13 protein-coding genes are annotated in these 14264 nt (G+C 66.9%); all 13 read right to left on the minus strand.

The genetic code is table 11. The features are described from left to right. Positions 1–189 precede the first annotated feature (189 nt). The 13 genes from JVX90_RS10195 to mraY all read right to left on the minus strand — a co-directional run bounded on the left by JVX90_RS10195 (position 190) and on the right by mraY (position 14184). Positions 190–1044, minus strand: coding sequence for a hypothetical protein (locus JVX90_RS10195; RefSeq protein WP_205328686.1), 855 nt, complete (start codon positions 1042–1044; stop codon positions 190–192). Between the two features lie 45 nt (positions 1045–1089). Further along, positions 1090–1872: a DivIVA domain-containing protein gene (locus JVX90_RS10200; RefSeq protein ID WP_205328687.1), complete on the minus strand. Its 783-nt coding sequence runs from the start codon at positions 1870–1872 to the stop codon at positions 1090–1092. 463 nt (positions 1873–2335) lie between these two features. Continuing rightward, on the minus strand, positions 2336–2638 hold the full coding sequence (locus JVX90_RS10205) for a YggT family protein (RefSeq protein ID WP_205328688.1): 303 nt from the start codon (positions 2636–2638) through the stop codon (positions 2336–2338). Positions 2639–2731: 93 nt separating this feature from the next. Then, complete coding sequence (gene sepF / locus JVX90_RS10210) at positions 2732–3493, minus strand: cell division protein SepF (RefSeq protein WP_205328689.1); 762 nt, start codon at positions 3491–3493, stop codon at positions 2732–2734. An 82-nt stretch (positions 3494–3575) separates the two neighbouring features. After that, a complete protein-coding gene (locus tag JVX90_RS10215; protein WP_205328690.1) occupies positions 3576–4307 on the minus strand; it encodes a YggS family pyridoxal phosphate-dependent enzyme in 732 nt (243 codons plus the stop codon). Beyond that, positions 4304–5035: a peptidoglycan editing factor PgeF gene (gene pgeF, locus JVX90_RS10220; RefSeq protein ID WP_205328691.1), complete on the minus strand. Its 732-nt coding sequence runs from the start codon at positions 5033–5035 to the stop codon at positions 4304–4306. The genes JVX90_RS10215 and pgeF overlap by 4 nt, the downstream gene beginning before the upstream one ends. Before the next feature lie 2 nt (positions 5036–5037). Continuing rightward, positions 5038–6198, minus strand: coding sequence for a cell division protein FtsZ (gene ftsZ / locus JVX90_RS10225; protein ID WP_205328692.1), 1161 nt, complete (start codon positions 6196–6198; stop codon positions 5038–5040). A gap of 153 nt (positions 6199–6351) precedes the next feature. Next, positions 6352–7101 carry an FtsQ-type POTRA domain-containing protein gene (locus tag JVX90_RS10230; protein ID WP_240193850.1) on the minus strand — a complete coding sequence of 250 codons (750 nt, stop codon included), beginning with the start codon at positions 7099–7101 and terminating at the stop codon, positions 6352–6354. Then, the gene (gene murC / locus JVX90_RS10235; protein WP_205328693.1) at positions 7098–8567 is read right to left on the minus strand and encodes a UDP-N-acetylmuramate--L-alanine ligase; all 1470 of its coding nucleotides are present in this window, start codon (positions 8565–8567) and stop codon (positions 7098–7100) included. Before murC ends, JVX90_RS10230 begins: the two co-directional genes overlap by 4 nt. After that, positions 8564–9700, minus strand: a complete 1137-nt coding sequence (murG, locus tag JVX90_RS10240) for an undecaprenyldiphospho-muramoylpentapeptide beta-N-acetylglucosaminyltransferase (RefSeq protein ID WP_205328694.1) — start codon at positions 9698–9700, stop codon at positions 8564–8566. The genes murC and murG overlap by 4 nt, the downstream gene beginning before the upstream one ends. Next, a complete protein-coding gene (gene ftsW, locus JVX90_RS10245) occupies positions 9697–11238 on the minus strand; it encodes a putative lipid II flippase FtsW (RefSeq protein ID WP_205332375.1) in 1542 nt (513 codons plus the stop codon). Before ftsW ends, murG begins: the two co-directional genes overlap by 4 nt. Before the next feature lie 320 nt (positions 11239–11558). After that, entirely contained in the window at positions 11559–13088 is a 1530-nt protein-coding gene (gene murD / locus JVX90_RS10250; protein WP_205328695.1) for a UDP-N-acetylmuramoyl-L-alanine--D-glutamate ligase, read from the minus strand. 7 nt (positions 13089–13095) lie between these two features. Beyond that, positions 13096–14184: a phospho-N-acetylmuramoyl-pentapeptide-transferase gene (gene mraY, locus JVX90_RS10255; RefSeq protein WP_205328696.1), complete on the minus strand. Its 1089-nt coding sequence runs from the start codon at positions 14182–14184 to the stop codon at positions 13096–13098. Positions 14185–14264 lie beyond the last annotated feature (80 nt).

Here is a 14264-nt window from a genome sequence, read left to right on the forward strand (position 1 = left end):
GTCTCGGCACGGGGACGCTCACCTCTGCGGTGCGCGCGGTACCACCCCGCTTGCGCCGCACCGGAATGCGACGCCTCTCGAATCTACGGCTGTGACGGGCCTGCCCGTCCGGTTCTACTGGGGCGCACGCGCCCGTTCTTCCGGAAGCTCCCCGGTGATGGCCGGATCGTCGCTTGGTCGTGACGAAGTCTACCCGTTGCGCGGTTCGCCGGTCGAGCCGGCGTCACCCTGTTCGTCGCCGTATACGAGCTTCATGGCGGGCAGGGTCGGATCCGGGGTGTTGACGACCACGGAGTCCGATTCGCCCTCCACCCGGCGACGCCGTCCGACGTAACCCGAGTCGGTGTTGATCTGCGGCTGACCGCCGGTGATCGGGTCCGACGTCTCGAGCGGTTGCGGATTCGGCTGGTACGACTGGACCGCCGGAATGCGCCCGGTCTGCGATGCGGCCGGGAACTGGCCGGTGACCGATCGGATGTAGTCGTTCGCGTCGCCGGTCTCGACCTCGGGCTCGACATGGTCCTGCGCGGTGTCGAATCGCGGCTGCTGACCCGTGTCGAAACGGGGCTGCTGTCCGGTGTCGAAACGGGGCTGCTGTCCGGTGTCGAAACGGGGCTGCTGTCCGGTGTCGAACGCGCGCTGCTGGCCCGTGTCGAACGTGGGCAGGCGCCCCGACTCGATCGGCTTCTCCGACTGGACCGGATTCCCGTGCGCCTCCGGAGAGACGATCGATCCCAGTCCGGAGGCCTCAGGTGCAGATTCGGCCTCCCACGAGGGCACGGGGTCGGCTACGGCTTCGTCGACGTCGTCCGCCAGCGGCTCGGCGCGCGAGGCCGATTCGCGGCCCCGGATGGTGAACAGCGGCTCGTCGTCAGCACCCGTGCCACCCCGCTTGCCTGCCCGGATGGTGTCGATGAGAAGGACCACCAATCCGACCACACACACGATGATGCACGCGACTGCGAGAGCGAAGTTCGAGCTCACGAGGGCGAAGACGAGAAGGCCGAAACCGACGAGAGTCAGCGCTACGGCGAATGTCAGCACGAGCGAGGTCCTCTCGTCGGTTCGGTGTTCGAGAATGCGGCCACGCTAGTTCTGCGGGTAGCCGCCGTCGAAGCCCTGCGGGGCCTGACTCGAGTCGGCAGGCGCCGCACTGCCCCGCTGCTGCAGCTCTTCCAGCTGCGACTCCAGGTAGGTCTTCAGGCGCGTACGGTACTCACGCTCGAAGGTCTTGAGCTGCTCGATGCGACCCTCCAGCACACCACGCTGCTGGTTGATCGTCGACATGATCTCGGTGTGCTTCTGCTCGGCGTCGCGCTGCAGGAAGTCTGCGCGCTCTTGAGCCTGGCGGACCTGAGCCTCGGCGCGGGTCTGCGCATCGGCCAGAAGCGCCTCGCTGCGCTGACGCGCATCGGCGAGCGTCGCGTCGGCATTGCTCTGCGCTTCGTTGACCATGAACTCGCTGCGCTGACGCGCGTCGTTCAACAGTCCGTCGGCCTCGGCACGCGCCGAGCCCGTCACGCGGTCGGCAGTGTCCTGCGCGAGGGCGAGAACGCGTGCAGCGCGGCCGTGCGCCTCTTCATCGTTGGCAACCGGCGCAGCAGCGACAGGCGCGGGTTCGGGGGCCGGAGCAGGCGCAGGTGCTGCAAACGCCTGAGTGCGGTCCGAGCCGCCCTTGGCGCGGGCCTCGGCGAGTTCGGTCTCGAGTTCGGAGACGCGCTGCTTGAGATCGTTGTTCTCGTCGATCAACCGTGCAAGCTCTGCCTCGGCGAAGTCGAGGAACTGGTCGACCTCGTCCTCGTTGTAGCCACGCTTACCGATCGGCGGTTTGCTGAACGCCACGTTGTGCACATCAGCCGGTGTCAGCCGCATTTCGGTTCCCCTCTTACGTTCCCCTCGAATCCGGTCGGATTTCGAGTCCGTTGTCCTCAGTCGAGTACATGCGGTCCGCGTGAGCGAACACGTTCGATGCGACGGACTTCCATCGCAATTCCATTAATACCAGTACCACTACGTCACTAGCGTGTCATCTCGTCACTCCAGGACCAAGTTTCATCCACAGGCTCTACCCGTTCGAAATACAATCTCGATCGTTTTGTCACCGAGAACGGAGCGGCGAGCCGGTCTGCGGCACCGCGGGCCCCCTGACCGCGTCAAAGGCCATGTCAGAGGCGATGAAGGACGTCCGACCACTGCGACCCGCGACACTTCACGCCGATCACGTACATGTGATCTGCATTCCATTGCCGCGAACCATCGCCACCCTCGACGAAAGGTCAGTTCTCTATTCAACAAAGAATGTGAACAATTGTTCGATACGCGCGGCGGACGTCTATCAGAGACCCGATGCCACCGCGAAATGTTGAGTCACCTGCATGCCGATCGAGACCAGGATCAGGATGATCAGAAGTGAGAGATCGAGGCGCACCGCACCCAAGTTGAGCGGTGGGATCAGTCGGCGCAGAAGCTTCACGGGCGGATCGGTCAGCATGAACACGATCTCGATGATCACCACCGACGGGCCCTTTGGTCGCCACCGACGCGCGAACGACTGCACCATCTCCACCACGAGCCTGCCGAGCAGGAGCAGCGTGTAGACGAACAGCGCGAAATAGAGGATCCACAGAAACGATGTCACCCGTCAATCGTGCCTGATGTCAGACGACAACGCCGCGCCGACCCGCCGGAGGAGGCGGTTCGACGCGGCGCGGGCGTCAGTAGAGACGGTCGCTCAGGACTGGTTGGAGAAACCGGTCTCCGCGATCCGTCGCCGTTGCTCGGGGCTCACGTCGATGCCTGCGGGCGAGAGCAGGAACACCTTGGTGGCGACCTTCTCGAGCGAACCGCGGACCGCGAAGGCGAGTCCCGCAGCGAAGTCGACCAGTCGCTTGGCGTCGTCGTTGCTCATGTCGGCGAGGTCGATGATGACCGGGTTGCCGTCACGGTAGCGCTCACCGATGGTCCGCGCCTCCGAGTAGTCGGCGGGACGCAGCGTCGTGATCTTGGCCGAGGTGTCGGCGACCGCGTCGACCTCCATGCGGGGTTCCGGCGCGATGGCGTTGGCGCCGCGCACCTGCAGACCAGACGACCGCTCGAGAGGCTCGAGACGCGAACGGAGCGGAGCCTCGTCGGCGAGGCGGCGCGGAGCCTCCACGCGGCGTGCCGCGACATACGGACGCTCCGATCGCGGGGCGTACCCGCGCGAGCCCTCAAAGCGGCCGCCGTCGTGCATCACGGGTTCACGCAGCCCGGCGTCGGCGTACTCGGCTTCGCGATAGCCCGCTTCGCGATACTCGCCTCGGAACTCCGACGCGCGGTAGTCGTCGTCTTCGTAGAAGGGTTCCTCGCGCAGCGAGTTCGAACGGTACTTCTCCATGTACGTCCGCTCACGAGCACTGGGCTCGCCGTCGGACGGTCCGTCGAAGTAGTCGTCGTCGTACTCGTTCGGAGGCACCATGCCGAAATATGCCTTGAACTTCTGCATCGTCGTCATCGGAAGCCTTTCTCGAGATGCGCGTGGTCCGTGTGGAAGTTGTTGCCGGTTGGTCCAGATGATTCTGTTGTGACCAATGTGACTAGAGAGAGAGTATCGGTCGCGGACCCATGATCGCGGTTCCGACACGCACACATGTCGATCCGGCTTCGATCGCTTCCTCAAGATCGCCGGACATGCCTGCCGAGAACTCCCGAGCCTCCGGATGGCCGGCGACGAAGCGCTCCCGCACCGCCGCCGCCTGCAGCATTGCCGCATCGGCGGCGATGCCAAGAGGAGCGATGACCATGAGCCCGTCCAAGCGCAACGCATCATGCGAGGCGACGCGATCGGCGGCGCCGGCGAGATCTGCCTCGACGAGTCCGCCACGTGACGGGTCGCCGTCGAGGCTCAGCTGCAGCAGCACACCGAGCGGCGACGTCCGTTCGCCGTCGTCGATGCAGCGAGCCGCGGCGCCACCGAAGGCGTCGATCAAGTCCAGCGAGTCGACCGAGTGCACTCGGCGCGCCCACCGAGCGACCGACCGGGCCTTCTTGCGTTGCACCGTTCCGATCATGTCGGCGTCGAACGAGATGCGGGGACGAGCCGCGGACACTTCGACGAGCTTGCGACTCGCCTCCGGCTCACGTGACTCCCCCACTTCCCGGACACCGAGGTCGAGCAGATGCACAACGTCCGACGCCGGGAAGAACTTAGTCACGACGAGCAATGTGACGTCACCGTCGGTCCGGCCCGCAGCCCGAGTCGCATCCGCCACGCGGGTCTGTGCCGCATTCAGTGCGGCCGACAGCGAGTCGCGTCGGGAATCCGTCACTCGGTCTCCCGCGTGGCAGAGGAGTCCATCCAGACGACCGACGCGATGCGCCCCGTCGGCGCTCCGCGCCGGTGGCTGAACAGCGACAGATCGTCGATCGTGCATCGCGGGTCGACGGCCACTCCCCCGACACCGGCCTCGAGCAACTGCCGACGGATGCCTGCGCGCAGATCGAGTCCCGCCGTGCCCTTGCTCGTGCGGCATGCGCTGCCGGGAAGATGCTTCTCCACATCGGCCTGCATCGCACTGGGCACCTCGTAGCGGTCACCGCCGGCGGCCGGCCCGAGGAACGCGCCGATTCGGTCGGCTCGCGCCCCGAGGTCGAACATCGCCTCCAGGACGACCGGCACGATGCCGATCCGCGCACCGACGCGGCCGGCGTGGACGGCGGCGATCACGCCGGCCTCGTCGTCGCTGAGCAGGATCGGGACGCAGTCCGCGGTCAAGACGGCGAGTGCGAGGTCGGTGCGCGACGTGACGAGTGCATCGGTCACCGGAACCGGTTCGGCGACCGGACCGTCGACGACGGTCACGGTGCGGCTGTGAACCTGCTCCATCCAGACCACACGATCGGGGCCTACGCCCAGATCCCGAGCCAGACGTGACCTGTTCTCGGCGACGGCGCCAGGATCATCGCCCACATGGTCGCCCAGATTGAACGAGTCGTACGGCGACTGCGAGACCCCACCGGCCCGGGTCGTCACGGCACGACGGACCGTGTACGCCACGGTCACTTCATGAAGTCGGGAACGTCGACGTCATCGTCGTCGAAGCGCAACGAGTTGCGGCGCGGCGCCGGGTCGCCGAAGGGGTTGCCCGGCTTCTCCCGCTCGCTGCCGAACAGCGGATCCTTCGCCGCCGGAGTCGAGACCTCGCCGGAACTCGCCGGCGCAACCTGGTTCCGGTTGTTCGACGCGAGAGGTGCGTCGACCTTCTTGCGGGGGGTTCCGCCGTCGAAACCCGCCGCTATCACCGTCACCCGCACCTCGTCACCGAGGTTGTCGTCGATCACGGTGCCGAAGATGATGTTCGCCTCTTCGTGCGCGGCCTCCTGGACCTGCGACGCGGCGTCGTTGATCTCGAACAGGCCGAGATCACTGCCGCCGGCGATCGAGATGAGCACACCGCGGGCGCCCTCCATCGACGCTTCGAGCAGTGGCGAGTTGATCGCGGCCTGCGCCGCCTTGCTCGCGCGGCCGTCTCCCCGCGCGGCGCCGATTCCCATGAGTGCGCTGCCCGCATCACTCATGACGCCCTTGACGTCGGCGAAGTCGACATTGATCAGACCCGGCGTGGTGATCAGGTCCGTGATGCCCTGGACACCGTTGAGGAGCACCTCGTCGGCGCTGCGGAACGCGTCCATCAGCGAGAGGTTGGAGTCGCCGAGCTGCAGCAGGCGATCGTTCGGGATCACGATCAACGTGTCGCACGACTCGCGCAGAGCCGTGATCCCCGCATCGGCCTGACCGCCGCGGCGCTTGCCCTCGAACGAGAACGGGCGTGTGACCACACCGACGGTGAGTGCACCGAGCTTGCGGGAGATCGACGCGACGACCGGTGCGCCGCCGGTGCCGGTGCCGCCTCCCTCGCCCGCAGTCACGAACACCATGTCGGCACCCTTGAGCAGTTCTTCGATCTCGTCGCGCGCATCCTCTGCGGCCGCGCGGCCGACCTCTGGGTTCGCTCCTGCGCCAAGGCCTCGTGTCGAGTCACGGCCGATGTCGAGCTTCACGTCGGCGTCTGAGATCAGGAGCGCCTGGGCATCGGTGTTGATGGCGATGAACTCGACACCCTTGAGGCCCTGCTCGATCATCCGGTTGACGGCATTGACACCACCGCCGCCGATGCCGACGACCTTGATGACAGCCAGGTAGTTGTGGGGTGGCGTCATGATGCCTTTCCTAATCCTGATTCAAACCCTAAAGCTCAACCAAAGGGTTATAGTTATGTCAAGTACGTAACACTTGATGACAACGGTATTGATTTCGTGCACATGTGCCGGGTAAGGCGTGTGGGCGTGTCGCAGATTGTTCGCCGCGAAATCTCAGTTCACCGCTGGGAATTCCGGACTCGACACGTTGTAGGTGTCCCCCTTCACCTTCAGCGCACTCTGCAGAGCTTCCGCTTTGTCGTCGGTCCGCTCTGCATCACCCCAGATCACACGACGTTTCGACGCCATGACCAGAGTGATGTCGGCCGGCGACGACGCTTCGATCGTCGTCGTCCGTGATCGGAGCCACTCCGGCAACTCCTGCGCGACCGTCAGGGCCGCCAAAGTCGCCGGATCCTTCGATCCGGGGTTCGGAACCGCAAGAATCGGCAGTCGCCCGAACGCCTTCGGCACCGAGGCCCGGTCAGCGAACGTCAGATAGACCATTCCCAGCCGATCCATCACGCCGATCTTGCCCTCCCACTCGAGAGTGGCGACCGGCGTCCGCTCGGTGACGTCGATGGTCAGCGTGGACGGATAGCTCCGCTCCACTCGGACCTCTTCGACAGCGGGCAACACCGCGATCCGATCAGCGATCGCACCCGTGTCAACTTGAAGAAGCGGCACCCCCTGCGGCGCGGCCGCGAGGCGCAGCACCTCGTTGCGGTCGACGGACTGCGTCCCGACCACGTCCACCGATCGAACGGACATCAACGGCGAATAGTAGGCGACGGCCACCGCTCCCCCGACCAGTCCCAGGACTCCTGCCAGCACCAGGATCACCGACAACTTGCTCGGCCGCCGACCGCTGTCTCGGGCGGCGCGGTCGCGTCGGCGTCGACGACGCTCGTCGCCGTCGGTCATCCCTGCTGTGCCAGCGCCGACAGTATCGGCGCCGCCTGCATCGTGATGTCTCCGGCCCCGATGGTGAGGACCAGATCACCGCGCCGTGCGCGTGCGGCGACTGCGCCGGGGATCTCGGACATGTTCGGAACGAACTCGGCCGGCACCGTGACCGCGTCGGCGATCAGGAGGCCGCTCACCCCAGGCTGCGGGGCTTCCCGAGCGCCGTAGACGTCGGCGACCAGCACCTCGTCCGCCAGGCTGAGGGCGTCGGCGAACTGGGCGGCGAACTCGGCCGTCCGCGAGTACAGGTGCGGCTGGAACACCGCGATGACGCGGCCCGAACCGTGCCGGACCACGTCGCGTGCCGCCGAAAGGACCGCGCGGACTTCGGTCGGGTGGTGTGCGTAGTCGTCGTAGACGTCGACTTCCCGCTCTCTTCCGCGGAACTCGAACCGTCGGTGCACGCCGCCGAAGCTCTCGATCCCGTCGGCGACGGCGTCGACGCTCTGCCCCGTGCTAACGCAGGCCACGAGCGCGCCGAGCGCATTGAGCGCCATGTGCCGCCCAGGAAGGGTGACGTCGAGGGAACGCTCGAGCACAGTCGACGCGACTGGCGGCGAGAGGCGCACTGCGGTGGTGCTGCCCGCGCCTCGGGGAGTCACCTCGAGAAGCTCGGCCACCAGGGGCACGCCCGGGGCCAAGTCGGCGTGATCACCGGCGCCGTATCCGAGAACGGCGACTCCACGATCGACGAGGGCTGCAGCGGTGCGTCCGCCGAGTGCCGCCGAACCCGGATCGTCGAGGCAGAGCACCAAGACTCCACCGGGACGAATCAGCGCGACGAATCTGTCGAAGACGTCGACATACGCCTGTTCGGTGCCGAAGAAGTCGAGGTGATCAACCTCGATGTTCGTGACGACGACGATGTCGGGGGTGTACTCGAGGAGTGAACCGTCGCTCTCGTCGGCCTCTGCCACGAACACGCCGCCGCTGCCGTGGTGCGCATTGGTGCCCGACTCGTTGAGCTCTCCGCCGACCGCGAACGACGGGTCACTGCCGCAGTGCTGCAATGCGACGACCGACATAGACGTGGTCGACGTCTTCCCGTGAGTACCGGAGATCAACAGCGTGCGATGCCCCTGCATCAAGAGCGCGAGCACCTGCGGGCGGTACAAGATCGGGATCCCGCGTTTGCGAGCCTCCACGAGCTCCGGATTGTCTTTCGGGATGGCGGCGTGAGTGGTCACGACAACAGTCGGACCGCCGTCGAGCACATCCAGCGCGGACGGATCGTGGCCCACGGTGACCTGAGCTCCACGGGTACGAAGTGCGAGAATCCCTCTGGAGTCCTTGGCGTCGGATCCGGAGACACTTCCGCCCCGGGCGAGCAGGATGCGAGCGAGCCCGGACATCCCGGCTCCGCCGATTCCGACCATGTGTACTCGGGCGAGCTGCTCCGGCAGCTGCGACGACGGCGCGGTCATCGGGTTCTTCTCTCGGTCGCGAGTTCCAGTGCTGCGGTGGCGACGGCGACGGCCGCGTCGCGGTGACCGACTGACGCCGCGGCGGCACCCATCGCGGCCAGCCGTTCCGCGTCCGTGATCAATGCGGGCACCTGCTCAGCGACCCATTCGGGCGTGACGTCGTTGTTGTCGACGATCAGGCATCCGCCGACCTGCTCCACGGGGAGGGCGTTGAGCCTCTGTTCACCGTTGCCGTGCGGCAGAGGGACGTACACCGCGGGGAGCCCGGCCGCCGAGATCTCGGCGACGGTCATCGCGCCCGAACGGCACATCACGAGGTCGGCCGCCGCATAGGCGAGGTCCATCCGGTTCAGGTAGCTGATCCCGACGTAGGCCGGAGCTCCTTCGGGCGAGACCGGGCTGATCGAGTTCTTGGGTCCGTATGCGTGGAGAACTCCGACCCCGGCGTCGCCGAGCGCTCCAGCAGCGGGGGCGACGGCCTCGTTGAGCCGTTGTGCACCCTGCGAGCCACCGAACACGAGGAGGGTGGGTGCATCGGCGTCAAGACCGAAGAACTGACGGGCCTGCGCACGAACCGCGGCCCGGTCGAGGCCGGTGATGGCTCCGCGGACGGGGATTCCGACGACCTCTGCGCCTGCGAGCCCGCAGTCGGGGACGGCCGCGAGGACACGGTCGGCGACCTTGGCGCCCACTTTGTTGGCGACGCCCGCACTCGCATTGGCCTCATGGATCACCACTGGCAGTCGAGACGCCCGGCGGAACGTCGACCGGGCCGCGAGGTAAGCCGGCAGTGCGACGTATCCGCCGAACCCGACTACCACATCGGCGTCCACCTCGGCGAACACCTTGCGCGTCGCGCGAACCGAACGCAGTACTCGCCACGGCGTCTTGGCCAGTTCCAGACCGGGCTTGCGGGGCAACGGCACCGGCGGGATCAGTCTCAAGTCGTACCCGCGGTCCGGGACGATGGTCGTCTCCAGACCCCGGGTGGTGCCGAGTGCAGTGATCCGCGCCGTCGGGTCGAGCTGGCGGACGGCATCGGCGACAGCGAGCGCGGGCTCGATGTGCCCCGCGGTCCCGCCACCTGCCACCACGACGGACAGCGGCCTGCCGGTCTCTCTGTTCTTGCTCACCGGCGCCTGGTCTCCCCTTCGTTCCGCCTTGTCGGCCGTGCTCGCGACGACATGTCTGCGCCGCTGCGTTGTGATCGTTCTGCTCGGGCGCCCGCCGACCGAGGTAGGCGCGGCTGCTCACGTCGGAACGCTCCCGGCTGGCTGCCAGGATAGTGGATCTCACCGGAGCGGACAGACGTCGACCCGCTGCCCGTCGCGGGACGCCGGACGCGGGACGAGCGGACAGGCGCCGGACGGCGTCTATCAGCCGTCGGCACCGGACGACGACGCTCCCGGCGACTCCGGTTGACCGCGGCACGCGGCGGCTTGTAGGCCTGCGGAACCGGCAGGCGCAACAGACGCGCAAGGCCCTTCGGCTTCGGCCGAGTCAGTGCGGTGACGGCTGCAGGTTCGTGGCGCGCGGCGTTCGCGAGCAACCCGAGCATCGCGAGCATCGTCAACGCCGATGTGCCGCCGTACGAGAGGATCGGCAACTGGATACCGGTGACCGGCAGCAGACCGATCACGTAGCCGATGTTGATGAAGGCCTGCGCGAGGAACAGCACGGTGATCGTCACCGAGAGCAGTCGGAGGAAAGGGTCCGCCGAACGGCGCGCGATCCGCATTCCCACCCAGCCGAGCAAGACGTACAGGGTGACGACGCTGAGAGCGCCGATCAGCCCGAGCTCTTCGCCGATGATCGCGAAGATGAAGTCGTTGTGCGCGTTCGGCAGGTAGTTCCACTTCGCGGTTCCCTGCCCGAGCCCCTTGCCGAAGATCCCGCCGTCGGCGAGGGCGAACTTGGCTTGATTCGCCTGGTAGCCGCCGCCGAGGACATCCTGGGCTCCGCCGAGGAAGCTGAACACTCGGGCCGCGCGGTACTCCTCGACAAACGCGAAGGCGACGAACCCGATGGCGCCGAAGAACGCGAACGATGCGACGACCCGACCCGGCAGCCCAGCGAAGACGAGCAGCACACCCACGATCATGACGAGGATCATCATCGTCGACTGGTTCGGCTGAATCGCCACGAGGAACGCCATCACCGCCGCCACCGGCAGGAGCGGGAGGAGGAGTTCCTTGCTGAAGGTCCCTCCGGGCCGCTTGTGGGCCAGAATGCTCGCGCCCCACAGACACAGCGCGACCTTCGCGACCTCGGACGGTTGCAGCGTGAGCCCACCGATCTCGATCCATCGCTTGGCTCCACCGCCCTGCACGCCGACTCCGGGGATCATCACCATGATCAGCAGGAACAACGCGACGAGGACCAGCGGGAACGACATTCGCTGCAGGACGGCCGGCGACACTCGCATCGCCAGGTAGAAGCCCACAAAACCGAGAGCGACGAACATCGCCTGCGTCGTGAACATCCCGTAGGCGGAGCCGTCCTTCGAGTACCCGTCGACCGAGGACGCGGACAGCACCATCAGCAGACCGAGGACCGTCAGGATCACCGTCAGCGACAAGACCATGTGGAACGACGTCAACGGTCGTCCGACAAGATTGCCGACGCCCTGCCGCACGGTGCCGATCACGGCGCGGACGTCGAACGAGGACATCGACAGGTTCAACCGCCGAGGGACTTCTGGAACGCGCCTGACGGGTTTCCGTGCTGCCTCGGAGTCAGCGTCCGACTCCGATTCCGCCTCGAGAATGTCCGGTGTCGAGGGATCATCCGAGCCGTCGTCGACCACCGAGCCAGGGTCTGCGGCGGCGCCACCGCCGACTCCCTCCAGCGAGTTCTCGGCGTCGGTGTCCGACTCGGCGACAGGCGCCTCGTCCTTGGCTTCGGTGGTCTTCGCGGTGTCAGCGTCGGCCGCACCGGGCCGCCTGCGGCGTCGGTCGCGACGATCCCGGCCGTCTCGCCGGTCTCGACTGCTCATCGGTTCGCGACGGAGTCGGCGAGAGCCAGCGATGCGGTCGCGAACGAGTCGCCACGCGCACCGTAACTGGCGAACATGTCGAGCGACGCGGCCGCAGGCGCCAACAGCACCGCGTCCACGGCCCGACCGGAGCCCGCCTGGTCTGCCTCTGCCAACTGCCAGGCGGCCGAGACCGCCTGCGCCATCACGGCGTCGGCACCCGAGGCACCGGTCGCTGCGATGGCTGAAGTGCCGCCATCAGTCCGCTGAGTCATCACCGAACCATCGTCCCTTGTGAATACTGTGACTGCTGGGACTTCTGGGGCGTGTCGCGAAATCGCGTCGAGAATGATCTCGCGATCAGTTCCAATCGCGACGACTCCAGCGAAACGATCCTTGTTGCGCGCGATCAGGTCGTCGACCGGCGCACCTTTCAACAGGCCGCCCGCGATGAGCACCACTCGCTCGTATCCGGACACCGCGGCCTGCGCGGCGTGTGGGTTCGTGGCCTTCGAGTCGTCGACGAACACGGTCGTGCTGATCCGCGCCACGGTCTGGCCGCGGTGCGCAGCCGGCGAGAATCCGATCAGGCCGCGCTCGACGGCCTCCGGAGCAATCCCCACCGCCCTGGTGACCGCAGCCGCCGCCAACGCGTCCAACAGCCCCGACGGTCCGGCGGGCCGGATGCGGTCGGCGGCGATGAGCGTCCTCGCGGTGTCGGCGAACGCATTGTCGACGAGCATCCCGTCCACGATGCCCAGTTGGCCGGCCTCCGGCACGGCCAGGGTGAACCCGATCCGCCGGGACCCCTCTCCAACCGGGAGGCCGGAGGCGACCGTGTCGTCGAGACCGATGACGGCCACGTCGCCCAGCAACGCCTGCTGTTTCGCGGCCGCGTACGCGTCGAACGACCCGTGCCAATCGAGATGATCGTCGGCCACATTGAGCACCACACCCGCCGCCGGCCGTACCGACGGCGCCCAGTGCAGTTGGAACGACGACATCTCGACGCACAGGACGTCGGCCCGGGGCGTCGCCCGGAGCGCGTCGGCGACGGTCAGCCCGATGTTGCCGCACGCGAGCACAGCGAGGTCCGCAGCGTCCACGATGGCCTCGGCCATCGACGTCGTGGTGGTCTTGCCGTTGGTACCGGTGATCACGAGCCAGGTCCGCGCCGGGCCGTACAGTCCGGCCTGGTCGGCGCGCCACGCCAGTTCGACGTCGCCCCACACCGGAATCCCCGCGGCGGCCGCGGCCGCCAGCAACGCGTCATCGGGCCGGAAGCCCGGCGACACGACGATCACGTCGACGTCCGACGGCGCACTGACGACACCGTCGACGTCGAACGCGTCGGGTGCGACCATCGCAACGCCTCGCCCAGCCAGATCGGGGTCGGTCCCGCCGTGGGCGAACTTGGTGTCGAGCATCGTCACCCTGGCGTTCTGCTCCTGGAGCAGGTTCAGGACCGCGAGACCGGTCGCCCGCGCTCCTGCGACCAGGACGTGCTTGCCTGCGAGGATGAGTTCGGGCCGCTGCTGCACACTCATGGTTTCGTCAGCTCTGCAGCGAGAGGAACTCGCCGTAGAACAGCGTCAGGCCGAGCGCGCATGCGATGGCCGTGAGCAACCAGAACCTGATGATGACCGTGGTCTCGGCCCAGCCGCCCAACTCGAAGTGATGGTGGAACGGCGCCATGCGGAACACGCGCTTCCCGGTGGTCTGGAAGAACGCGATCTGGACGACCACCGAAATGATCTCGGCGACGAACAGCGCGCCGAGAACAACGGCGAGCAGCTCAGTCTTGGTGGTGATCGACAGGCCCGCGATCAGACCGCCGAGGGCAAGCGAGCCGGTGTCGCCCATGAAGATCTTCGCCGGAGCGGCGTTCCACCAGAGGAAGCCCAAGCACGCGCCGCCTGCCGCTACGGCGACGACGGCGAGGTCGAGCGGGTCGCGAACCTGGTAGCAGCCCGCCTTGTCGTCGGACACGCCGAGCAGTTCACACGACTGACGGAACTGCCAGAACGTGATGAGGACGTACGAACCCATCACCATGGCGGCCGAGCCGGCGGCGAGACCGTCGAGGCCGTCGGTGAAGTTCACCGCGTTCGACCACGCTGCGACAACGAGCCAGCAGAAGAACACAAAACCCACCGCGGTGAGCGAGATGACGTTGATGTCGCGCGCGTACGAGAGGTGCTCGCTCGCGGGCGTCAGTTCGGCGCCGTTGCGGAACTGCAGCAGGAGGATGCCGAAGATGATCGCGGCGAGGAACTGGCCGACCGATTTGGCGGTCTTGTTCAGCCCGAGGTTGCGCTGTTTGCGGATCTTGATGAAGTCGTCGAGGAACCCGACGAGCCCCAAGGCGGTGGCGAGCCCCAGCACCAGGAGACCCGAGGCGCTCGGTCCCTGGCCGTTGCCGATCAGACCTACGAGGTGAGCGCCGAGGTAACCGGCCCACAGTGCGGTGATAATGGCGACGCCGCCCATCGACGGGGTGCCGCGCTTCGCCTTGTGGCTTTCGGGGCCCTCGTCGCGGATCTCCTGGCCGAATCCCTGGCGCGAGAACACCTTGATCAGCACGGGGGTCAACAGAATCGACACCGCCAGCGAGATCGCTCCGGCGATCAGAATCTGGGTCACAGCTGATGAATCCTCACTCGTCGAGAGAACTTTGACTACTGAATCTAGCCTGTGAAGGCCCTGAATGAGGGCACCCGGTA

It is taken from the genome of Gordonia sp. PDNC005, from assembly GCF_016919385.1.
GTDB lineage: Bacteria > Actinomycetota > Actinomycetes > Mycobacteriales > Mycobacteriaceae > Gordonia.